Source organism: Buchnera aphidicola (Mindarus keteleerifoliae), from assembly GCF_039392895.1.
Lineage (GTDB): Bacteria > Pseudomonadota > Gammaproteobacteria > Enterobacterales > Enterobacteriaceae > Buchnera_A > Buchnera_A aphidicola_A.
Genome location: NZ_CP135027.1, coordinates 78,771 through 100,889 on the forward strand (window position 1 = coordinate 78,771; position 22,119 = coordinate 100,889).

21 protein-coding genes and 1 other RNA gene are annotated in these 22,119 nt (G+C 25.5%); 16 read left to right on the top strand and 6 right to left on the bottom strand.

Annotated features, from left to right (window positions below; translation table 11 throughout):
• Positions 1-14: 14 nt before the first annotated feature.
• The 3 genes from rpmG to ppa all read right to left on the bottom strand — a co-directional run bounded on the left by rpmG (position 15) and on the right by ppa (position 1,062).
• Complete coding sequence (rpmG, locus tag RJT62_RS00380) at positions 15-185, bottom strand: 50S ribosomal protein L33 (protein ID WP_343153790.1); 171 nt, start codon at positions 183-185, stop codon at positions 15-17.
• A 41-nt stretch (positions 186-226) separates the two neighbouring features.
• Complete coding sequence (gene rpmB / locus RJT62_RS00385) at positions 227-451, bottom strand: 50S ribosomal protein L28 (RefSeq protein ID WP_343153792.1); 225 nt, start codon at positions 449-451, stop codon at positions 227-229.
• Between the two features lie 95 nt (positions 452-546).
• A complete protein-coding gene (gene ppa, locus RJT62_RS00390; RefSeq protein ID WP_343153794.1) occupies positions 547-1,062 on the bottom strand; it encodes an inorganic diphosphatase in 516 nt (171 codons plus the stop codon).
• A 257-nt stretch (positions 1,063-1,319) separates the two neighbouring features.
• On the opposite strand from ppa, the gene pmbA reads away from it, so the two are divergent.
• Positions 1,320-2,666, top strand: coding sequence for a metalloprotease PmbA (gene pmbA, locus RJT62_RS00395; RefSeq protein WP_343153796.1), 1,347 nt, complete (start codon positions 1,320-1,322; stop codon positions 2,664-2,666).
• Positions 2,667-2,713: 47 nt separating this feature from the next.
• Here the strand turns inward: pmbA and rnpB are convergent.
• Positions 2,714-3,084: RNase P RNA component class A (gene rnpB, locus RJT62_RS00400), an RNA gene on the bottom strand.
• A gap of 378 nt (positions 3,085-3,462) precedes the next feature.
• On the opposite strand from rnpB, the gene RJT62_RS00405 reads away from it, so the two are divergent.
• From RJT62_RS00405 to dapE, 4 genes are all read left to right on the top strand, one after another.
• Positions 3,463-4,692, top strand: coding sequence for a beta-ketoacyl synthase N-terminal-like domain-containing protein (locus RJT62_RS00405; protein ID WP_343153798.1), 1,230 nt, complete (start codon positions 3,463-3,465; stop codon positions 4,690-4,692).
• A 94-nt stretch (positions 4,693-4,786) separates the two neighbouring features.
• Positions 4,787-5,737 carry a transaldolase gene (tal, locus tag RJT62_RS00410; RefSeq protein WP_343153800.1) on the top strand — a complete coding sequence of 317 codons (951 nt, stop codon included), beginning with the start codon at positions 4,787-4,789 and terminating at the stop codon, positions 5,735-5,737.
• 61 nt (positions 5,738-5,798) lie between these two features.
• Positions 5,799-7,799, top strand: a complete 2,001-nt coding sequence (tkt, locus tag RJT62_RS00415; RefSeq protein WP_343153802.1) for a transketolase — start codon at positions 5,799-5,801, stop codon at positions 7,797-7,799.
• A 103-nt stretch (positions 7,800-7,902) separates the two neighbouring features.
• The gene (gene dapE / locus RJT62_RS00420; RefSeq protein ID WP_343153805.1) at positions 7,903-9,033 is read left to right on the top strand and encodes a succinyl-diaminopimelate desuccinylase; all 1,131 of its coding nucleotides are present in this window, start codon (positions 7,903-7,905) and stop codon (positions 9,031-9,033) included.
• A 211-nt stretch (positions 9,034-9,244) separates the two neighbouring features.
• On the opposite strand, the gene dapA is transcribed toward dapE, so the two are convergent.
• Both dapA and aroC read right to left on the bottom strand, forming a co-directional pair.
• Positions 9,245-10,126 (bottom strand): 4-hydroxy-tetrahydrodipicolinate synthase, encoded by an 882-nt coding sequence (gene dapA / locus RJT62_RS00425; protein WP_343153808.1) that lies wholly within the window; start codon positions 10,124-10,126, stop codon positions 9,245-9,247.
• Between the two features lie 573 nt (positions 10,127-10,699).
• Entirely contained in the window at positions 10,700-11,764 is a 1,065-nt protein-coding gene (gene aroC / locus RJT62_RS00430; protein WP_343153809.1) for a chorismate synthase, read from the bottom strand.
• A gap of 196 nt (positions 11,765-11,960) precedes the next feature.
• Here aroC and smrB point away from each other — a divergent pair, with 196 nt between their 5' ends.
• The 11 genes from smrB to dcd all read left to right on the top strand — a co-directional run bounded on the left by smrB (position 11,961) and on the right by dcd (position 22,074).
• The gene (gene smrB / locus RJT62_RS00435) at positions 11,961-12,491 is read left to right on the top strand and encodes an endonuclease SmrB (RefSeq protein ID WP_343153810.1); all 531 of its coding nucleotides are present in this window, start codon (positions 11,961-11,963) and stop codon (positions 12,489-12,491) included.
• A gap of 174 nt (positions 12,492-12,665) precedes the next feature.
• The gene (gene hisG, locus RJT62_RS00440) at positions 12,666-13,568 is read left to right on the top strand and encodes an ATP phosphoribosyltransferase (RefSeq protein ID WP_343153811.1); all 903 of its coding nucleotides are present in this window, start codon (positions 12,666-12,668) and stop codon (positions 13,566-13,568) included.
• Positions 13,569-13,573: 5 nt separating this feature from the next.
• Entirely contained in the window at positions 13,574-14,893 is a 1,320-nt protein-coding gene (gene hisD / locus RJT62_RS00445; protein WP_343153812.1) for a histidinol dehydrogenase, read from the top strand.
• On the top strand, positions 14,883-15,950 hold the full coding sequence (gene hisC, locus RJT62_RS00450) for a histidinol-phosphate transaminase (protein ID WP_343153813.1): 1,068 nt from the start codon (positions 14,883-14,885) through the stop codon (positions 15,948-15,950). The genes hisD and hisC overlap by 11 nt, the downstream gene beginning before the upstream one ends.
• A 32-nt stretch (positions 15,951-15,982) precedes the next feature.
• On the top strand, positions 15,983-17,059 hold the full coding sequence (hisB, locus tag RJT62_RS00455) for a bifunctional histidinol-phosphatase/imidazoleglycerol-phosphate dehydratase HisB (protein ID WP_343153814.1): 1,077 nt from the start codon (positions 15,983-15,985) through the stop codon (positions 17,057-17,059).
• Complete coding sequence (gene hisH, locus RJT62_RS00460) at positions 17,059-17,652, top strand: imidazole glycerol phosphate synthase subunit HisH (protein WP_343153815.1); 594 nt, start codon at positions 17,059-17,061, stop codon at positions 17,650-17,652. The genes hisB and hisH overlap by 1 nt, the downstream gene beginning before the upstream one ends.
• A 1-nt stretch (position 17,653) precedes the next feature.
• Positions 17,654-18,391, top strand: coding sequence for a 1-(5-phosphoribosyl)-5-[(5-phosphoribosylamino)methylideneamino]imidazole-4-carboxamide isomerase (hisA, locus tag RJT62_RS00465; protein ID WP_343153816.1), 738 nt, complete (start codon positions 17,654-17,656; stop codon positions 18,389-18,391).
• Positions 18,373-19,149, top strand: coding sequence for an imidazole glycerol phosphate synthase subunit HisF (gene hisF / locus RJT62_RS00470; RefSeq protein ID WP_343153817.1), 777 nt, complete (start codon positions 18,373-18,375; stop codon positions 19,147-19,149). The genes hisA and hisF overlap by 19 nt, the downstream gene beginning before the upstream one ends.
• On the top strand, positions 19,143-19,787 hold the full coding sequence (gene hisIE, locus RJT62_RS00475) for a bifunctional phosphoribosyl-AMP cyclohydrolase/phosphoribosyl-ATP diphosphatase HisIE (RefSeq protein ID WP_343153818.1): 645 nt from the start codon (positions 19,143-19,145) through the stop codon (positions 19,785-19,787). Before hisF ends, hisIE begins: the two co-directional genes overlap by 7 nt.
• Positions 19,788-19,873: 86 nt before the next feature.
• The gene (gndA, locus tag RJT62_RS00480; protein WP_343153819.1) at positions 19,874-21,283 is read left to right on the top strand and encodes an NADP-dependent phosphogluconate dehydrogenase; all 1,410 of its coding nucleotides are present in this window, start codon (positions 19,874-19,876) and stop codon (positions 21,281-21,283) included.
• A 209-nt stretch (positions 21,284-21,492) separates the two neighbouring features.
• Complete coding sequence (gene dcd, locus RJT62_RS00485) at positions 21,493-22,074, top strand: dCTP deaminase (protein ID WP_343153820.1); 582 nt, start codon at positions 21,493-21,495, stop codon at positions 22,072-22,074.
• The last annotated feature ends 45 nt before the right edge of the window (positions 22,075-22,119 follow it).

Below are 22,119 nucleotides of genomic sequence, written 5' to 3' on the forward strand. Positions count from 1 at the left end.
TTCTAGCAAAAAAATTATTTTTTTATTTTTTTTTCAGTATATAAGACATGTTTTTTTATTTTTGGATCATATTTTTTTAATTCTAATTTTGTTAATTTTGATCTTTTATTTTTAGTTGTGGTATAGTAATGTCCAGAACCGCTAGAAGAAACTAATTTTATTTTTTCTCTAATTTTTTTAGCCATGATTTTCTCCAATTTTTTATTTTAATGATTTATAAAAAGTTTTATATCTTTTTATTTTTGTTAAGAAAAAATTGTATACCTTTTTTGTCAATTAAACGAATAGCTTTTGTTGAAATTTTTAGTTTTATAAATTTTTTTTCTTTACTAATCCAGAATCTGTGAGATTGTAAATTAGGTAAAAATTTTCTTTTGGTAGCATTCATAGAATGAGACCGGTTATTTCCAGACATTGGTTTTTTTCCTGTTATTTTGCAAATTTTAGACATTTCGGTTTTACCTTAATAAAAATATAAAAATATTGAAAATAGTTAAGAATTAAAAAAAAATTCTATTATTTAGTTTTTAATTTAAGAAAAAATTTTTATTTTAAACAAAATAGGATTTCTTTTTTTGCTTCTTTTTGATTACACCATTGAATATTTTTTACCCATTTTCCTGGTTCAAGATCTTTATAATGTAAAAAAAAATGTGTAATTTTTGATTTTAAATCTTTAGAAATATCATCTACGTCTTTTATATTGTTATAAATATCTGTGATATGTTCATGAGGAACAGCTATAATTTTATTATCTTTTCCGTTTTCATCTATCATTTTAAGCAACCCTACAGGACGACACAAAATAACCGAACCTTCTAAAATTGGGTAAGGTGAAGGTATTAAAACGTCTAAAGGGTCTCCATCTTCGGATTTTGTTTTATTGATATATCCATAATTACATGGATAAAACATTGGAGTTGGAATAAATCGATCTACAAAAAGAACTCCTGTTTTTTTATTTACTTCATATTTTATAGGGTTTGAATTAGAAGATATTTCAATAATAACATAAATGTTTTCAGGAATTTTTTTTCCGGATGGAATTATATTTAAATTCATAATTTTTCTTAATCTTTATTTAATTTTTATATGTGTTTAAATTATTATTTATAATAACAAAAAAAATGAAAAAAAAACAATTTTTTTATTTTTTGATTCTTAAACTAAATAAATTTTTTTATTTAATAAAAAATTAATTTTGAAATTAAAGAATTAAAATTCTAGCATCGATAAAAAATATTTGTTAAAGTTTTTTAAAAGAACAAAAAATTCTAAAAATGAATTATTTTAATTATTTTTAATAAAAGGAATTCTTTATGAATATTTTTCATTCAACAAAAGTAGAAGAATCGTTATTTAAAAACAGAATAAGAACAATTTTAAATCTTGTTAGAAATAGAATAGATGGTTCTGAAATAACAATTTTAAAAAGTACTGGTATTACTATGAATTTAAGATTTGGAAAAATAGAAAACATAGAATTTCATAATGGATCAAGTTTAACTGTTACGGTTTTTAATAATAATAAAACAGGGACTGCTTCTTCTTCTGATTTAAGTATGAATGGAATAAAAAAGATTATTGAAGGTGCGATTAGCATTTCAAAGAATACAAATTCAGATCCTTTTTCTAGTTTACCTGAAATAGAGTTATTAGCGTTTAAAATGGAAAAGATAGATTTATTTTATCCTTGGATTTTTGAATTAGATAAAGTAAAAAATTTTTTAAAATTAGCCGAAGAAGCAGCTTTCAATTTTGATAAAAGAATTATAAATACAGAAGGAATTTCTTTCAATGCTTGTATTACTACAAAAGTATTTGGTAATACGCACAATATGATTCAAGCGTATCATACAAGTCAATATTCTTTATCTAGTTGCGTGGTTGCAAAAGACAAATTTGATATGCAAAGAGATTATGAATATTCTTATGTTCGAGATATGAAAGAAATTCAAAATCCAATTTGGATAGGTAAAAAAAGTGCAGAAAAGGCTTTATCTAGATTATCCCCTATCAAAATCAAAACAATAAAATCTTCGGTTATATTGAATCCTGATGTAGCAGCTAGTATTTTTTTTCATTTTTCTGAGGCAATTAAAGGAATAAATGTATATAAAAATTCAACGTTTTTGTTAAATTATTTAGGAAAAAAAATATTTCCTCATTGGTTAAATATTCAAGAAGATCCAAATTTAAAAAAAGGAATTGCATCTAAACCGTTTGATGATGAGGGGGTAAAAACTAAATTTCAGTATATTATTGAAAATGGAATATTAAATACATGGTTATTAAATAGTTATTCAGGAAGAAGATTAGGAAAATTAAGTACTGGAAATTCGGGAGGAATTCATAATTGGAAAATTTGTTCAACTTTAAAATTAAATTTTAAAGAATTACTCAAAATGATGAATTCAGGACTTTTAATAACTGAATTATTAGGAAGCGGAACCAATTTGATAACAGGAGATTTCTCTTATGGTGCTGTAGGATTTTGGGTTTCAAATGGTGAGATTCAATATCCTGTAAATGAAATTACTATTTCTGGAAATTTAAAAAATTTATTTCTTAATATAGAAGGAATAAGTAACGACGATATTGATAAACGAAATAGCATACAATGTGGTTCGGTTCTTGTATCAAACATTCAAATATCAGGAAGTTAATAGAAATGTTTTGTGTTTATCTTCATTTATAACATGATTATTTAAATTATAGAAGTTGACCTATAAGCCGGGTTTTGTTTTAAATAGTCATTTATCTAGACTAATAATCACTTATTAGTTCGAGCAGCTTACCCAGGTTTTTAAGTAAGGGCTAAAATAATTATTTACCTTGTTTAGCTTTGCTCCAAGTGGAGTTTACACTGCCAAAATTATTACTAATCTTGCGGTAAGCTCTTACCTCACCTTTTCACCCTTCCCAAATTTTTAACATTTAAAAAAATTGGAGGTTTTTTTCTGTTGCACTATTCGTAGGTTTACACCTCCCAGGCGTTACCTGGCACTTTTAGCCCTTTTGGAGCCCGGACTTTCCTCTCCTGATCATTTAAATTAAATCAGCAGCGACTATTCAGTCAACTTCTTTTTAAAAAATATGTTTATTACAAATTTGGTTTTTACTAGTTAGTTTTAAGCTTAAGATTTTTTTATAAAATAAGAAGTATAAAGATTTATTTAAAGAATTTAATTCTATCATAAACAATTAAAAATTAATATTTTTGAATTGATTTTATTTTTTAAAATAGCTTTTCTATTTAAAGGAATAAAAAGATAATTTTAAGTAAAATTAGGGTATTTTGAATGTATATATAATTTTTTTTAATTTTATGCATAAAAGTATTTTTTTTATAAGTATTTTAAATTATAAAATAATTTAAAAGTTTTTATAAAAAAACTTTAAAATACTCATTTATTTTTTTGATTATGTATAGACATATATTTACTATAAGGTATATTTTACGTGAAAAGAGTTGTTATTACGGGGTTAGGTATTATTTCTAGTATAGGAAATAATAGTAAAGATGTATTGATTTCGTTAAAAAAACAAAGTTCAGGCATAGTATTTTCTAATTTTATGAAAAAAATAGGTGCTCAAAGTCAAATCTTCGGTAATATAAAAAATAATATGGATATTTTAAGTAAAATTTGTAATAAAAAAATTCGATTTATGAATTTTTCTTCAGCATATGCTTATTTAACAATGTTGGAAGCTATTAAAGATGCTAACTTAAAAGAAAATGTTTTTCAACGAAATCCTCGTGTAGGAATTATTGTAGGTTCTTCTATAAATTTTTTTTCTAAATTTAATTTATTCAAAAATAAAAAAATAACAAAACAAAAAAAAAAATTTAGTACTTATTCTTTAATACAAACAATGACATCGAATATTTCTTCTTGTCTTTCTACTTTTTTTAATATTTATGGAATCAGTTATTCGATCAGTTCTGCTTGTGCTAGTTCAGCTCATTGTATAGGAAACGCTTATGAATTGATTAAATGTGGTAAGCAAGATATTATTTTTTCGGGTGGATCAGAGTCATTAAATAAAGAATTGATATTAAAATTTGATGCAATGAGAGTGCTATCTAAAAAAAGAAACCATAATCCTAAAGAAGCTTCTAGAGCTTATGATTTTGACAGAGATGGTTTTGTTATATCTGAAGGGTCTGGTATTTTAGTGCTAGAAGAATTAAATCATGCTATATCTAGAAATGCAAAAATATATGCTGAAATAGTAGGGTATGGTTTTAGTTCAGATGGAAAAAATATGGTGAAACCTTCAGTTAAAGGAATTTTTCAATGTATGAAACTAGCATTAAATGAAATAAATTATCCAATAGATTATTTAAATACACACGCTACTTCTACTAAAGTAGGAGATATATCTGAACTAATTGCTATCGAGCAAATATTTAAAAAAAAAATTCCATTTATTTCCTCTACAAAGAGTTTAACTGGTCATTCATTGGGATCTTCAGGTGTACATGAATTAATTTATTCTATTTTAATGTTAAAATACGGATTTATTGTACCAAGTATTAATATTTTTAACTTGGATCCTAATGCTAAAAAATTTCCGATAGTACAAAATTTTATAAATTCTAGAGTTAATACTATTATGTCAAATAGCTTTGGATTTGGAGGTACTAACGCATCATTAATTATAAAAAATTTTTTTCTTAATCTTTAAAAAAATTAAATGAAACTAAATACTAAAAAATATTTAATAAAATTCATTATTTTTTTAAATTTATATTTAATTCTAAAAGAGGTTTTTATTCATAATGAATCAATTACGAAGTTTAAAAAAAATTACAACTGTTGTAGCAGATACAGGAGATATTAAATTTATTAAAAAATATCAACCTAAAGATGCAACTACTAATCCAACTCTTATTTTACGAGCAATTAATTTACATGCTTATCAACATCTTATTATTTCAGCTTTGAAATATGCTAAATTAAAAGGAGGAAATTATCAAAAGAAAGTTGTTAATGCTAGTGAAAAAATTTCAGTTTTAATAGGTGCTGAAATATTAAAATATATACCTGGAAAAATTTCGACTGAAATAGATGCTAGATTATCTTTTAATAAAGATCAATGTATTGAAAAAGCACATTCGATTATAAGAATGTATGAAGAAGAAGGTATCGAACGATCTAAAATTTTAATTAAAGTAGCAGCTACTTGGGAATGTATTTGTGCTGCTAAAGAACTAAAGAAAGATAATATTAATTGTAATTTAACTTTATTATTTTCATTTGCTCAAGCTAGAGCATGTGCAGAAGCTGAAGTATTTTTAATTTCTCCTTTTGTAGGAAGAATCTACGATTGGTATCAATCAAAATTTCCTACTAAAACATATTTAGTTGAAAATGATCCAGGAGTAAAGTCTGTTAAAAAAATTTATAAATATTATAAAGAAAATAATTATAAAACAATCGTTATGGGAGCTAGTTTCAGAAGAATCGAACAGATATTAGCGTTAGCAGGATGCGATTGTTTGACGATTTCCCCTGAATTGTTAAAAGAATTAGAAATTAAACCAGGGAATGTTGAACAAATTTTGAAAGATGAAAAAAAATACTGTAAAGATAGTAGTATTCTATCAGAATCTGAGTTTAGATGGGATCATAATGAAGACCCTATGGCTGTTGAAAAATTGTCTGAGGGAATTCGAAAATTTTCGGAAGATCAAGAAAAATTAGAAAAAACATTTTCCAAAAAGTTTTAGTTAAAAAAAATATTTTTTTCAAGATTTATTTCGATTATTAAATTTATTTATAAGGATTATTATGTATTCAAGAAAAGAATTAGCTAATTCACTTCGAGCGTTAAGTATAGACGCTATAGAGCAAGCTAACTCCGGACATCCTGGTGCTCCAATGGGAATGGCAGATATAATGGAAGTATTATGGAGAGATTTTTTCAAACATAATCCATTAAATCCTAAGTGGCCTAATCGGGATCGATTTGTTCTTTCTAACGGACATGCCTCAGCTTTATTATATAGTATTTTACATCTTACCGGTTATAACTTATCTATGGATGAATTAAAAAATTTTAGAAAATTAGGTTCAAAAACACCAGGACATCCTGAATTAGGTTCTACAGAAGGAATCGATGTAACAACCGGTCCTTTAGGACAAGGATTAGCCAATGCAGTTGGAATAGCTATTGCTGAACGTACTTTAGGAGCATATTTTAATCGACAAGATTATTCTATAGTAGATCATTATACATGGGCCTTTGTTGGCGACGGTTGTTTAATGGAAGGAATTTCGCATGAATCTTGTTCATTAGCTGGAACTTTAGAATTAGGAAAATTAATAGTTTTTTATGATAGCAATAAAATATCTATTGATGGTCCAGTAGTTAATTGGTTTAGTGAGAATATAAAAAAACGATTTGAAGCATATAATTGGCATGTAGTTGAAAATGTAGATGGGCATAATTCTAAATCGATTTTTAATGCGATTTTAGAAGCAAAAAAAAATGTTAAAAAGCCTTCAATAATCATTTGTAAAACGATTATAGGTTTTGGTTCTCCGAACAAATCTAATCGAGAAATTGTTCATGGTGCTCCTTTAGGAAAAGTGGAATCAAATTTAACAAAAAAAAATATAGGTTGGAAATATCCAGAGTTTTTTATTCCTGAAGATATGTATAACGTTTGGAATGCCCAGAAAAAAGGTCAAGTATTAGAAAAAAAATGGAAAGATATTCTAAAAAATTATAAAAAGGAATATCCAAAATTATCGTTGGAATATAAAAGAAGAATTTGTAATTTATTACCTGAAAATTGGAATAAAAAAATGAATTTTTTTATTAATGAATTACAAAACAATCCTGAAATTATTGCAACAAGGCAGTCTTCCCAAAAAATTTTGTCATTTATTGGAAAAATTTTACCAGAATTAATCGGAGGTTCTGCTGATTTATCTCCTAGTAATTTAACTATGCATAGTAATTCTGTTTCGATAAAAAATAATCATAATGGAAATTACATACATTATGGAGTTAGAGAGTTTGGAATGACAGCAATTTCTAATGGAATTTCCGTATATGGAGGATTTATACCTTATTCAGCGACTTTTTTAGTTTTTTCAGAATATGCAAAAAATGCGATTAGGATGGCTGCATTAATGAAAATTCAACAAATTTTTATTTATACTCATGATTCTATAGGATTAGGAGAAGATGGTCCTACCCATCAACCAATCGAACAATTATCTCATTTGAGATTAACACCTAACTTAAGTGTATGGAGGCCTAGTGATCAAGTTGAAACAGCAGTAGCTTGGAAATTCGCTATAGAAAGAAAAAAAGGTCCAACTGCATTAATTTTATCTAGGCAAAATTTAAAACAATTTAAAAGGACAAACAAAGAGTTAGAGAATGTTTCTAAAGGTGCGTATATTATTAAAGAGGCTGAAAAATGTCAACCTAATTTAATTTTAATTTCTACAGGTTCTGAATTATTTTTAACTTTAAAAGTATCTAAAAAAATAGATGCATTAGGGTATTCTTGCAGAGTGATTTCAATGCCATCTTCTGATAAATTTGAAGAACAGAGTAAAGAATATAAACAATATCTTTTTCCTAAAAAAATTAAAAAAAGAATAGCTATCGAAGCTGGAATAACAGATTTCTGGCATAAGTATGTTGGTTTAGAAGGAAAAATAATAGGGATTAATCGATATGGAGATTCTGCTTCTGGAGAAGTTTTATTTTCTAAATTTGGATTTACGGTAGAGCATATAGTTAAAAAAATTAAGTTATTTTTAAATTGTTAATAATATAGTTTATTAAGTTTAAAAAATAAAAAATGAGAATTATATTCTTATATACAAAAAATAAACAAAAATATTTGAATTATTATTTTTTTAAAGGCGTTGTATGAAGAATTTTCCTATTGTTAAATTGGCTAGAAAATTAATCTCTATACCTTCCATAAGTCCATTAGATTTGGGTTGTCAAGAAATTATAGCAAATAGATTGAGATCTATTGGGTTTACGATTAAACATATAAATATTAACAACACTTCTAATATTTGGGCTTTTCGAGGTAAAGGAAAAACTTTGACATTTGCTGGACACACTGATGTAGTGCCTGCAGGTAAAAAAAAACTTTGGAAATTTCCTCCGTTTGATGCGGTAATTGAAAAAAATATTCTTTTTGGAAGAGGTGCTATTGATATGAAAGGAGCTCTAGCAGCTATGATAATAGCTGCTGAAAAATTTGTTTATTTAAATCCTAATCATAAAAATCGAATATCTTTTCTAATAACTTCTGATGAAGAATCAAATGCTATTGATGGTACTAAAGCAGTAATTGAGAATTTAATTTCTCAGAAAGAAAAAATAGATTATTGTATTTTAGGCGAACCATCTAGTACTAAAGTGATTGGAGACTTTATAAAAAATGGACGTAGAGGCTCAATAACAGCACATTTAAAAGTTTTTGGAATTCAAGGTCATGTTGCTTATCCGAAATCTTTTGATAATTCTATACATAAAACTATACCTTTTTTATTTCGATTAATAAATCATGAATTTGATACTGGAAATAATTTTTTCCCTTCTACAAGCATACAAATAGTTAAGATTAGATCTGATTCAAATTCAGAAAATGTTGTTCCAGACGAATTATCTATGGTATTTAATATACGATTCAGTCCTGTTATTAATGTAAATGAAATAAAACATTTTGTTGAAAAAATACTGTTCAAATATAGAATAAAATATTCTATTAAATGGAAAGTTTCAGGTTATCCTTTTTTTACTTCACCAGGTGTACTAACTAAAACAGTTACCGAGGCTGTTCAATTTGTTAATAAAATAAAATCAAGATTATCGACTTCTGGAGGAACTTCAGATGGTCGATTTATTTCATTAATAGGTGCAGAAATAGTTGAACTTGGTTTAATAAATAAAACTATACATCAAGTCAATGAGCAAGTAAAAATCGAAGATTTGTCTATTTTAAGTCAAATTTATCAAAGAATAATGGATAAATTATTAATTTAATTTCTTAAAATTGTAGAGCATCATTAAGATGCTCTAGATTAAATTTTTACCTTAAAATTTAAGAAATAAGTTTGTTTATTTTAAATTTGTATTTTTTTAAATTTAATTAATTTCATTTAATTTAAAAAATCATTTAAAAAGTTTAATTCAAATAAATATTTCACGTTTTTTAAATTTTTTTAAAGGTAAAAAAATTTTAATTTGTTGTTTTTTAATATGATAATTTTATTTTATTTAAAATATTTTCTAAAATAATTTTAGTAGATTTAGAAATTGATATCATAGGAAGTCTAAGGGTATCACTTGAAATTAAATTTAGTTTTTTAGCTGCCCATTTGATAGGCATTGGATTTGGTTCAACAAATAATATTTCATGTAAATCCATTAATTTTTCGTTGATTTTTCTGGCAGAAAAAAAATTTTTATTTAAAGCTAAATTGCACATTTTAGACATTTCTTTTGCTGCAATATTTGCAGTGACTGAAATTACTCCATTTCCTCCTAATTGAATAAAATCAAGAGCAGTTGCATCATCTCCGCTAAATAATAAAAAATTTTGAGAAACGTATTGTTTGATGTTGTTTACTCTAGATAAATCTCCCGAGGCTTCTTTTATACCTATAATGTTTTTAAGTTTAGATAATTTAATTACAGTTTTTGGCAATAAATCACAACCTGTTCGAGAAGGTACATTATAAAGAATTTGAGGAATTTTAGTACTTTCTGAAATTAATTTAAAGTGCTGATACAGTCCTTTTTGAGTAGGACGATTATAATAAGGGGTAACACTTAAACAACCAGAAATTCCAGAATTTTCTAATTTTTGAGTTAATAGAATTGCTTCTGATGTAGCATTAGCTCCAGTTCCTGCAATTATAGGAATTTTCCCATTAGCTATTTCTACAGTATGCATAATTAAGTTACTATGTTCATTTTGATTTAAAGTTGCCGATTCTCCTGTTGTTCCTACAGATACTATAGCATTTGTTCCAGATTCAATATGGTAATTAATTAATCGTTTTAAACTATTTTTACAAATGTTTCCTTTTTCATCCATTGGCGTAATAAGAGCTACAATACTTCCTTTAAACATTTTTAGTTTTTCCCAAAAATAAATTTTATATAGTACGTTTGAAAGGTATGTAAAAAGCAAATAGAAGATTGTATGCTTAACACATGATTAATTTTGCAAGATTTTAAATAATTTTAAAAGTAAAATTAAAAAATTATTTTTTCATTAAGTAATTTAATATTTTTTATTTTTAGAATTGTAAAGTATTCATATTTTATCTCGAGAAATTTGAATAGTAGTTTTATGATACATAAAATTTAAATTTTTAGAAAGATATAATCATAATATCAATGTTATTGTTTTTTTATATGTTTTTACTATATAAAGAATAAAGAGTTAGAAATTTTATACTTGAATTTAGAACTTTTTAGAAAAAATAAAATTTGATGCACAAAGAATTTATTCAAAAATTTAGTTTTTACAAAATTATTATAGGTAAGGTTATAAGTAATTTTGATATTTAATTATAGTATAAACGTCGCTAAACGATTGATTTAGCGATGTTTATACATTTAAATTTCGAAATAAATAATAATATATATGTTTAATGTAAAAATATTAAATATACATTTTTTTTATTATTTTTTTATAGAATTAAATATTATTACATTGTGCTTTATATCTTAATAAATGATCCATCAAAATAATTGCAGTCATCGCTTCAGCAATTGGAACTGCTCTTATTCCAACACAGGGATCGTGTCTTCCTTTAGTAGAAATTAAAGTATTTTCTCCATTAACATTAACAGTTTTTCCAGGAATTCTTATGCTAGAAGTAGGTTTTAATGCTATTTTAGTAATAATTGGTTCTCCATTACTAATTCCTCCAAGTATTCCTCCAGAATGGTTACTCATAAATTTTTTATTGTTCATCTCATCTCTATGTTGAGAACCTTTTTGATTAATTACAGAGAATCCATCTCCTATTTCTACACCTTTTACTGCATTGATACTCATTAAAGCATGTGCTAAATCAGCATCTAATCGATCAAATACAGGCTCTCCTAATCCAATTGGAACGTTTTCTGAAACTATAATTATTTTTGCTCCTATAGAGTTTCCTTCTTTTTTAAGTTTTCGAATAATTAATTTAAGTTGATCTATTTTTTCGATATCAGCACAAAAAAATGGATTTTTATTAGTTTCTTCCCAAGATTTTAAATGACAAATAATATTTCCTAATTGAGCTAAATATCCTCTAATAATAATATTATGTTTTTCAAATAAATATTTTTTTGCTATTGCTCCTGCTGCTACTCTCATTGCTGTTTCTCTAGCAGAAGAACGACCTCCACCTCTATAGTCTCTAATTCCGTATTTTTTATAGTAAGTATAATCAGCATGTCCTGGTCGAAACAAAGTTTCATGATTTTTATAATCTTTGGTTCTTTGATCAGTATTATGTATTATTAATCCAATACTAGTACCTGTAGTAATATTGTTAAATACTCCTGAAAGTATTTTTACTTTATCAGCTTCTTTTCTTGGAGAGGTATAAATAGAATTTCCTGGTTTTCTTCTATTAAGTTCTTTTTGTAGATCTTGATTACTTAATTTTAACCCAGGGGGAACTCCATCAATGATACAACCTAATGATTCTCCATGAGATTCACCATAAGTGGTAACACAAAAATTTTTTCCAATAGAGTTTCCAGCCATTTTTTTTTAATCCTTATTTTTTAAAATAGTAGTATATTATTTTTTTAATTTAAAAATTAAATTTTTGCTATAATATAAAAATATTTAGTTATAATAAAATTATTATTCATTTAATTATTTATAATATAAAAGTTTTAAAAATCATTTAATTTTAACAATATTTTATACAAAAGATGTTATGGTAATTAAAAAAAATATGCAAAATAATAAAACATTTTTATTTAATGATTTTTCTTCATTTCGAGAATCTTTTAAAGACATTAGTAAAATTAAACAAGACACTATTTTTCATTATAAAAATTGTTATGAAAAAAGTTCCTTTTTTTCAAAACGAAAAATGTTTGAATACGATCTTAATTCTCATTTATTATCTAGTAATAATTCAAACTATGATATTAAATACGATCCTATTTCGTATATTCGAAATAAAAGCGATAAAGATGAATTAAGAAAAATTAAAATAGGAGAATATATTCCGGAAATCACTCTTGATTTACATGGATTGAATCAATTACAAGCTAAAAAAGAATTAGGGGTGTTAATTTCTGTTTGTCTTGAAGAAAACATTTTTTGTGCTTCTATAGTACATGGGCATGGAAAAAATATTCTTAAAAAACAGACGTCATTTTGGTTGTCTCAACATCCAGATATTATTGCATTTCGTCAAGCGCCTAAAAGTTTGGGTGATGCAGCTGCCTTAATTGTATTAATTGATTGTTCAGTTTAAATATTTCAATATTTTCATTGTTAAGAATAATTTTTGTAAAATTATTTTTTGTTTTGAATATTAATTTCTAATTTTAAATGGGTTTTTTTTTAAGTAAATTATAGAAATGTTTTTTATTTTTAATAGATATGTTCTTCTAACAATTTGTTCAATTTTTAGATGAGGTAAAAAATAATGCTAAAAAAAAATCATCGCGTTAGAATTGCGATGCAAAAATCAGGTAGATTGAGTGATGATTCTAAGGAATTATTAACTCGTTGTGGTATCAAAATTAATTTACAGCAGAAAGGTTTAATTTTTTTTGCTGAGAATATGCCTATTGATGTTATGTATGTTAGAGATGATGATATTCCTGGACTGGTAGTTGAGGGAGTAGTAGATTTAGGTATTGTAGGAAAAAATGTATTAAAAGAAATTTTTTTAGAACAAAAAGAGAAATTCAAAAAAAGTTTGTTAAAAGTTCTATGCAACCTTGATTTCGGAACGTGTAGATTATCATTATCAATACCATTGAATATCGAGTATAGTGGATTAGATTACTTTCAAAATAAACGTATTGCTACTTCATATCCTAATTTATTAAAAAATTTTTTGGACAAGAAAAAAATTCAATTTAAGTTATGTTCTTTAAATGGGTCGGTAGAAGTTGCTCCAAGATTGAATTTAGCAGATGCGATATGTGACTTAGTTTCTACAGGAGCTACTCTTAAAGAAAATAGTTTATATGAAGTAGAAACTGTATATGTATCTTCTGCATGTCTAATTAGCGGACTACAGGAAATATCAATTTTTAAAAAAAATATAATTGATAAATTAATCACTCGTATTCAAGGAGTTATCAAAGCAAAGGAGTCTAAATATATTATGTTACATGTTCCTATTTCTAAATTAGAAGAAGTAACTTCTTTATTACACGGAGCTGAAAATCCAACAATTTTAAAATTGGCAAATGATCAAACAAAAGTTGCTATGCATGTTGTAAGTAGTGAAACTATATTTTGGGAAACAATGGAAAAATTAAAAATATTAGGAGCTAGTTCTATATTAGTTTTACCAATCGAGAAAATGATGGAGTAAATAATATGATAAAAAAAAATATTGTTTTTTGGGATAAATTAAATTTAGAAGAAAAAAATAAAATTTTAATTAGACCTTATTTAAAAAATTCAAATTCAGTTAGTAAAATTGTTTCGGAAATTATTAATAATGTTTATCAATTTAGAGATAAAGCAATAAATAAATATTCAAAAATATTTGATAAGATTGAAGTTAAAGATTTTTCTTTAAATCTGAAAAAAATTTCATTGAATTCATTAAATATAAGTCGTGATGTTGAAGATTCAATATTAATTGCTTTTAAAAATATAAAATTGTTTCATAAATTAAAACGAAAGTTAGATTACGAAGTTGAAATACAACCAGGTATTAAATGTTCTCAATTGGTGTTGCCTATTGAATCAGTTGGATTGTATGTTCCTGGAGGATCTACATCGTTATTTTCCACTGCTTTAATGTTAGCAATACCAGCTAATATTGCTGGTTGTAAAAATATTGTTATTTGTTCTCCACCTCCGATTTCTAAAGAATTGCTATATGTATCTAAATTATGTGGGGTAAATAAAATATTTCAGGTAGGTGGAGCACAGGCTATAGCGGGATTAAGTTTCGGTACTAAAATTATGCCTAAGGTTGATAAAATATTTGGACCTGGAAATGTATATGTTACCGAAGCAAAATTGCAAGTAAGTAAATCTTTTTGTAATGTTGATATTGATATGATAGCTGGTCCTTCAGAACTTTTAGTGCTTTCAGATCATACCGCTAATCCTGAATTTATAGTTTCTGATTTATGTTCTCAAGCAGAACATGGTTCTTCTTCTCAAGTTTTTTTAGTTACTTCATGTAAAAAAATGGCCATTTCTACTTTATCAATTTTATTAAAAAAAATGAATTCTATTTGTAATTCGAACAGAATTAAAGAATCTATTATGAATAGTAAAATAATTTATTCAAAAAACATGTCAGAATGTATTAATATAGTGAATAGATATGGTCCTGAACATTTAATAATTCAAACCCGTTCTCCTGAAAAAGAATTGAAAGAAATTGTTAATGCAGGTTCAATTTTTCTAGGAAAATGGTCTCCTGTTTCTGTTGGAGATTATGCATCAGGAACTAATCATGTTTTACCTACTTCTGGTTCGGTAAATACTCGTTCTGGTTTATCTGTATTAGATTTTCAAAAAAGAATCAATGTTCAAAAACTTAATAAGAGAGGATTAAAAAATTTAGCCTTTACTGTTCAAACTTTAGCGAAAAAAGAAAAAATGATGGAACATTATAATGCAGTAAAAGTTAGAATAGACTATTTAAATTCATTAAAGGAAAGATATGATATTTAACATTGAAAAGTTAGTTCGACCTCACTTGCTTAATTTTACTCCTTATCAGTCAGCAAGAAGAATAGGTGGAAAAGGAAATATATGGTTAAATGCAAATGAATCTCCTATTTCTATTAAATATAAATTTAAAAATAGCAATTTGAATAGATATCCTGAGTCTCAACCTAAAAACATGATATTAAGATATGCAAATTATTCTAAGATAAATCCTGAAAATGTATTAGCAACTAGGGGTTCTGATGAAGGAATAGATTTATTAAGTAGGATGTTTTGTATTCCTGAAAAAGATGCAATTATGATTTTTCCTCCTACTTATGATATGTACTCAATTGTTGCTAATATAATGAACGTTGATGTAAAGGAGATTCCATTGTTGAAAGATTGGAATCTTGATTTGTTAAATTTAAAATTACATATGAATAATGTAAAGATAATTTATTTATGTAGACCTAATAATCCCACTGGAAATTGTTTTAGTGAAAAAGTTATTAAAAAAATATTAAAAATAGCATATAAAAAAGCAATAGTCGTAGTTGATGAAGCGTATATTGAATTTTGTTATGATAAGAATATTTCATCTTGGTTATGTAATTATTCTCATTTAGTTATATTACGGACATTATCGAAAGCATTTTCATTAGCTGGTTTAAGATGCGGATTTTTGTTGAGTAATGAAAAAATAATTAAAATGTTATCTAGTATTATTCCTCCTTATCCTATATCAGTGTCTACTTCAGACATAGTAGAAGAAGCATTAAATAAAAAAAATATTTATAATATAAAAAAAAATGTTGTTCTATTAAACAAAAATAAAAATTGGTTAGTAAAAAAATTAAAAAGTAATATTTTAGTAAAAAGAATACATGATAGTGATGCTAATTATATTTTAGCGGAGTTTTATCATTCTGACAAAGTTTTTAATTTTTTATGGAATAAAGGAATTATAATTCGAGATCAAAGTAAAAAAATGAATTTAGAAGGACATCTTAGAATTTCTATTGGAACTAGAAGTGAGTGTGAAGAATTAATTGAATCTTTAAATTTTTTAAAATTTTAATTTTATTAAATTTATTATAATAGAGAATGAATATGTCTAAAAAAATTTTATTTATTGATAGAGATGGAACATTAGTTTCTGAACCTACAGATAATTTTCAAATTGATAAATTAAATAAAGTCAAATTAGAAAAAAATGTTATTCCTTCTTTAATTTTATTGCAGAAAAAAAAATATAAACTGGTTATGGTTACAAATCAGGATGGCTTGGGGAGTTCTTCATTTTCTTTAAAAGATTTTAATTTAACTCATGATTTTATAATTAATATTTTTTTTTCGCAAGGTATTTTTTTTGAAAAAGTATTAATTTGTCCTCATAATGAAAAAGATAATTGTAAATGCAGAAAACCTAAAACGAAGCTAGTAGATTCCTTTATACTAGATCAAAAAGTATTGTTTAAAAGAAGTTACGTTATTGGAGATCGAAAAAGTGATATGGAATTTGCAAAAAATATAGGGGTTAAAGGTTTACATTATGATCAAAATAAATTTGGCTGGGACCAAATAGTAGAAAAAATTTTGAGTAAAGAAAAAGGTAGAGTATTTAAAATAGAAAGAAAAACAAAAGAAACAAAAGTTAAAGTAGAAATTTGGTTAGATGAGAAAAAAGATAATAATATCAGTACAGGAGTTAACTTTTTTGATCATATGTTAGAACAAGTGATGGTTCATGCTGGAATTTCGGCTGAAATAAAAGTAATTGGAGATACGAAAGTAGATGATCATCATACTGTAGAAGATACTGGAATAGTATTAGGAATAGCGTTAAAAAAAGCTTTAAGAGATAAAAAAGGTATAAATAGATTTGGATCATATGTACCTATGGATGAAAGTTTGTCTTCTTGTGTTATAGACATTTCAGGACGTCCTTATTTGAATTTCAAATCGAGTTTTTCTTATCAATATATAGGTGATTTAAGTAGTCAAATGATTAAACATTTTTTTTATTCTTTATCATATTCCATGAATATAACATTACATTTAAACGCTAAAGGAACAAATGATCATCATATTGCAGAGAGTATATTTAAATCATTTGGATGTTCTTTAAAGCAAGCTATTCAAATTAATAAAAGAGAAAGTATACCTAGTTCAAAAGGAGTTTTGTAATGAAAAAAGTTATGATATTAGATACTGGATGTGCCAATTTAGCATCCTTAGAGCATTCTGTTAAAAAATTAGGTTTTGATGTCAATATTAGTTCAAGTATCGATGATTTATTAAAATCTAATAAACTGCTTATACCAGGAGTAGGCACTCCAATAGCTGCAATGAAAAGAATTAGATTAAATAACTTATCTTCTTTCATTAGAAATTATCAAGGGTTTATTTTAGGAATTTGTTTAGGAATGCAATTGTTATGTTCTTTTAGCGAAGAGTGTAAGGATGTAGAAATGTTAAATATATTTAAAATTCGAGTTAATCGAATAAACGTAAAAAATCTCCCCTTACCACATAATGGTTGGAATACTATTTGTTGGGGAAAAGAAAATATTTTATTTAAAAATATTAATAGAGAAGAAAAATTTTATTTTTTGCATAGTTATGCTGCACCTGTTAATAAATATACAATTTGTAAATCAAATTACGGAATTAATTTTTCTGCAGCTATACAAAAAAAGAATTTTTTTGGAGTGCAATTTCACCCAGAAAAATCTGGTTTAGCAGGATCAAAACTAATCAAAAATTTCTTAGAGATATAATATGATTATTCCATCTATTGATATAATAAAAGGAAAAGTAGTACGTTTGTATCAAGGAAAATATAGTCAAATAAAAAAATATAGCGAAACTGTTGAACATTATATTGAACAGTATTTAATTAGTAATGCAGAAATGATTCATTTAGTGGATCTTGATGGTGCTAAAAATTATGAAAAAAGACAGACATCTTTTTTTAAAACTTTATTATTGAAAAAACCTAATTTTTTTCAAATAGGAGGGGGCGTTAAAAATGAAAAAGATATAGAAATATTATTATCATTCGGAGTAAAAAGGGTGGTAATAGGATCATCAGCATTAAAAAATACAGATAAAGTAAAAAAGTGGTTAAAAAATTATGGACCTGAAAGGATTGCTTTAGCCATTGATATATACATTCATAAAAATTCTTTTAAGGAGGTTGTTATTTCTGGTTGGAAGGAAAGAACTGGAAAAAGTTTTGAGAACATAATTTCTGAATTTTCTTCTTCAGGATTAAAACATGTATTATGTACAGATGTATCCAGAGATGGAACGTTATCTGGTCCAAACTTTTTTTTATATAAAGAAATTTCAGAAAAATATCAAGACATTGAATTTCAAGCTTCTGGAGGAGTATCTTCATTAAAGGATATTTCTATTCTTAAAAAGAATAAAATTAAGAGTATTATTATAGGGAAAGCATTATTAGAAAATAAATTCACATTATTAGAGGCAAAAAAATGTTATCAAAAAGAATAATTCCTTGTTTAGATATAAAGGACAACTTAGTTGTTAAAGGAGTTCAATTTTTGAATCATGAAGTAATTGGAGATATTTTATCTTTAATAAAAAGGTATGTGGATGAAGGAGCTGATGAATTAGTTTTTTACGATATAGAAGCATCTGTAAAAAATAGATCCGTAGATAGAAGTTGGATAACTAAAATTGCAAAGGTAATAAATATTCCTTTTTGTGTTGCAGGAGGAATAACAAATTTAAATAGTGCTGTAGAAATTCTTTCTTTAGGAGCAGATAAAATATCTATAAATACTCCTGCGATAGAGAATGCTAATTTAATTAACGAAATAGCAGAACATTGTGGAGTTCAATGTGTAGTAGTAGGAGTAGATTCTTGGTTTGATGAAATTGATCAGGTATATCGAGTTAAGAAGTATACAGGAGATCCAAATAAATCAGAAATTACTAATTTAAAAACCATAAATTGGATTCGGGAAGTGCAAAGTAGAGGTGCTGGAGAAATTGTATTAAATGTAATGAATCAAGATGGAATGATGCAAGGATACGATATAAAACAATTATCAAAAGTTAGAGAAATATGTAAAGTTCCTTTAATCGCTTCAGGAGGGGCTGGAAAAATGGAGGATTTTTATAAAGTTTTTAACTATTCTAACGTAGACGGTGCTTTAGCAGCATCTGTATTTCACAAAAAGGTTATTAAGATAAGCGATCTTAAAAAATTTTTATTTAGCAGAGGCATAGAAATTAGAAAATGTTAAAAAATAAAGATTTAATCCTTAAAATAGATTGGAAAAAAGTTAATTATTTAGTTCCGGCAATAATTCAGAATCAATATTCTGGAACTGTATTAATGCAAGGGTATATGAATAAAGAGGCATTATTGAAAACTCAAGAAAAAAAGTTAGTTACTTTTTATTCTCGTACTAAAAAAAGATTATGGACTAAAGGAGAAGTTTCAAAAAATTTTTTAATTGTAAAAAAAATATTTTTAGATTGTGATTCAGATTCTCTTCTAATACTTGTTTCAAGTTCAGTGAATACATGTCATTTAGCTAAAGAAAGTTGTTTTAATGTAAAGCATACTTATTTTTCTTTTTTGTATAATTTAGAACAAATTTTAGAAAGTAAAAAAAAATTAGATGTAGGTGATAAATCATATACAAATAGATTGTATCAAAAAGGAATTGAAAGAATTTCTCAAAAAGTTGGAGAAGAAGCTATAGAAGTAATAATTGCTTTTATTTCTCAAAATAAAAAAGAAATGGTTAATGAGTCTTCTGATTTAATTTACCATTTGTTAGTTTTGTTAAAAAAAAGCAATTTAACTTTTAATGCTATTATTAAAAACTTGATAAGTAGATCTAAAAAAAATTTTTCTGAAAGTTATTTCAAATAAATGATAATAACTTATTAAATGATTTATAAGCAAATAACTGATTTTATTATTAATGAAAGTTAATTTAGTTTTTTGGGGAAAATATTATGTCAAAAAAACAAGTTGGTGTAATAGGTATGTCAGTAATGGGAAAAAATTTGGCACTAAATTTAGAAAGTAAGGGATATTCAGTATCTATTTTAAATAGAAGTAAAGAAAAAACTAAAAAAGTAATTTTAGAAAATAAAGGAAAAATGTTATTTCCTTATTTTAATTTTTCTAAATTTGTTAATTCTTTAAATGAACCTAAATGTATTTTTTTAATGGTTCAATCTGGAAAAGCTACAGATGAAACTATTTCTAGTATTGTACCTTTGTTAAAAAAAGGAGACATTTTGATAGATGGAGGTAATACTTTTTATAAAGATACAGTTCGAAGATTCAATGAAATTTCAAAAATAGGTATTAATTTTGTTGGAGCTGGAATATCTGGTGGAGAAGAAGGGGCTTTAAAGGGTCCTTCTATTATGCCAGGAGGTTCTAAAGAAACTTATGATTTAATTTCTCCTATGTTGAAAAAAGTTTCAGCAAAGTTTGAGAATGAACCTTGTGTAACCTATATAGGTCCAAATGGAGCAGGTCATTATGTTAAAATGATCCATAACGGAATTGAATATGGAGATATGCAATTAATCGCTGAATCATATTTTTTATTAAAGTTTATTTTGAAGTTAAATAATAAAGAAATGGCTGACGTTTTTTCTGAATGGAATAAAGGAGAACTTAATAGTTATTTAATAGATATTACTAAATATATTTTCTTAAAAAAAGATAATAAAGGAAATTATTTGATTGATATGATATGTGATAATGCAGAAAACAAAGGTACTGGAAAATGGGTAGCTATAGATGCATTAAATCTTGAAGAACCGCTTTCTTTAATTACAAGTTCTGTTTTTTCTCGTTATTTATCTTCTTTAAAAGATCAACGTATGGAAGCTTCAAAAATATTAAAAGGACCAAAACAAAAATTTAGTTTAGTAAATAAAAAAAAAGAGTTCATTGAAAAGATTAGAAAAGCATTATATTTAGGTAAAATTATTTCATATGCACAAGGTTTTTCACAGTTGAAAAAAGCATCTGAAAAATATAATTGGGAATTAAATTTTGGAAAAATAGCTAAAATTTTTCGAGCAGGATGCATTATTAGAGCAGAATTTTTAAAAAAAATAACTAACGCTTATTCAGAAAACAAGAATGTTTCAAATTTACTTTTAACATCTTATTTTAAAAACATTGCTAATGATTATCAAGTTTGTTTAAGAGAAGTAGTTTCTTTTTCTATCAAGAATGGTATAGCAATTCCAGCTTTTTCTTCAGCCATATCATATTATGATACTTATCGTTCAGAATTTTTACCGGCTAATTTAATTCAAGCACAAAGAGATTTTTTTGGAGCACATACCTATAAACGTATTGATAAAAAAGGAATTTTTCATACTAATTGGTTAACGTAGTTATTTTTTTTTAGTATAAAAAATATTTTTTTGCATAAAAGATTTTATATGAAAATATATTTTTCTTTAAGATTCCAGAGACTATATCTCTGGTAATTTTAAAGAAATATGTTTTTAGAAAAACAAAAGTATTTTGTATTTATAAAAAATTTTATTTTTTATATTTTTTTAAAAAAAGAGTTAGATCTAAAAGATATAGGAATACAGTTATGCGTTTATGTGATAAAGAAATAAATATTTGGTTAAAGAAAAAAAAATTAATTATAACTCCTATGCCAAGCAAATCTTCAATAACAGGTATAACAGTTGATGTTCGATTGGGAAATAAGTTTCGGACATTTAATAATGAAAAAAAATCATTTATTGATTTAAGTGCTGATAAAGAAAATATTGCTTTAGAGATAAAAAAAAATATGAGTCGAGAAATTTTTGTTAATAATGACAATGTATTTTTTATATCTCCGAAAGAGCTAATTTTAGCTACTACTTTGGAAAAATTTAGTATTCCTGATAATTTAGTAGGTTGGTTAGATGGAAGATCCTCATTGGCTAGATTAGGATTAATGATTCATGCAACTTCTCATAGAGTTGATCCAGGCTGGAAGGGTAATATTGTTTTGGAATGTTTTAATTCAGGAAATATAAAACTGGCATTAAGGCCTGGGATGTTTATAGCAGCGTTAAGTTTTGAAACTTTATCACAGTCGGTATCGCATCCATATAGTTCTAGGAATGAAGCAAAGTATCGCAATCAGAAAAGTGTGATAATAAGTCGAATTAATCAAGATTAAATAATGAATAATTTTAGCTAATTATTCATTATTTAAAGAAAATTT

What these genes read in the sequence shown, in the direction of transcription:
- rpmG (WP_343153790.1), bottom strand. Translation starts at nt 185, where the DNA reads ATGGCTAAAAAAATTAGAGAAAAAATAAAATTAGTTTCTTCTAGCGGT.
- rpmB (WP_343153792.1), bottom strand. Translation starts at nt 451, where the DNA reads ATGTCTAAAATTTGCAAAATAACAGGAAAAAAACCAATGTCTGGAAAT.
- ppa (WP_343153794.1), bottom strand. Translation starts at nt 1,062, where the DNA reads ATGAATTTAAATATAATTCCATCCGGAAAAAAAATTCCTGAAAACATT.
- pmbA (WP_343153796.1), top strand. Translation starts at nt 1,320, where the DNA reads ATGAATATTTTTCATTCAACAAAAGTAGAAGAATCGTTATTTAAAAAC.
- tal (WP_343153800.1), top strand. Translation starts at nt 4,787, where the DNA reads ATGAATCAATTACGAAGTTTAAAAAAAATTACAACTGTTGTAGCAGAT.
- tkt (WP_343153802.1), top strand. Translation starts at nt 5,799, where the DNA reads ATGTATTCAAGAAAAGAATTAGCTAATTCACTTCGAGCGTTAAGTATA.
- dapE (WP_343153805.1), top strand. Translation starts at nt 7,903, where the DNA reads ATGAAGAATTTTCCTATTGTTAAATTGGCTAGAAAATTAATCTCTATA.
- dapA (WP_343153808.1), bottom strand. Translation starts at nt 10,126, where the DNA reads ATGTTTAAAGGAAGTATTGTAGCTCTTATTACGCCAATGGATGAAAAA.
- aroC (WP_343153809.1), bottom strand. Translation starts at nt 11,764, where the DNA reads ATGGCTGGAAACTCTATTGGAAAAAATTTTTGTGTTACCACTTATGGT.
- smrB (WP_343153810.1), top strand. Translation starts at nt 11,961, where the DNA reads ATGCAAAATAATAAAACATTTTTATTTAATGATTTTTCTTCATTTCGA.
- hisG (WP_343153811.1), top strand. Translation starts at nt 12,666, where the DNA reads ATGCTAAAAAAAAATCATCGCGTTAGAATTGCGATGCAAAAATCAGGT.
- hisD (WP_343153812.1), top strand. Translation starts at nt 13,574, where the DNA reads ATGATAAAAAAAAATATTGTTTTTTGGGATAAATTAAATTTAGAAGAA.
- hisC (WP_343153813.1), top strand. Translation starts at nt 14,883, where the DNA reads ATGATATTTAACATTGAAAAGTTAGTTCGACCTCACTTGCTTAATTTT.
- hisB (WP_343153814.1), top strand. Translation starts at nt 15,983, where the DNA reads ATGTCTAAAAAAATTTTATTTATTGATAGAGATGGAACATTAGTTTCT.
- hisH (WP_343153815.1), top strand. Translation starts at nt 17,059, where the DNA reads ATGAAAAAAGTTATGATATTAGATACTGGATGTGCCAATTTAGCATCC.
- hisA (WP_343153816.1), top strand. Translation starts at nt 17,654, where the DNA reads ATGATTATTCCATCTATTGATATAATAAAAGGAAAAGTAGTACGTTTG.
- hisF (WP_343153817.1), top strand. Translation starts at nt 18,373, where the DNA reads ATGTTATCAAAAAGAATAATTCCTTGTTTAGATATAAAGGACAACTTA.
- hisIE (WP_343153818.1), top strand. Translation starts at nt 19,143, where the DNA reads ATGTTAAAAAATAAAGATTTAATCCTTAAAATAGATTGGAAAAAAGTT.
- gndA (WP_343153819.1), top strand. Translation starts at nt 19,874, where the DNA reads ATGTCAAAAAAACAAGTTGGTGTAATAGGTATGTCAGTAATGGGAAAA.
- dcd (WP_343153820.1), top strand. Translation starts at nt 21,493, where the DNA reads ATGCGTTTATGTGATAAAGAAATAAATATTTGGTTAAAGAAAAAAAAA.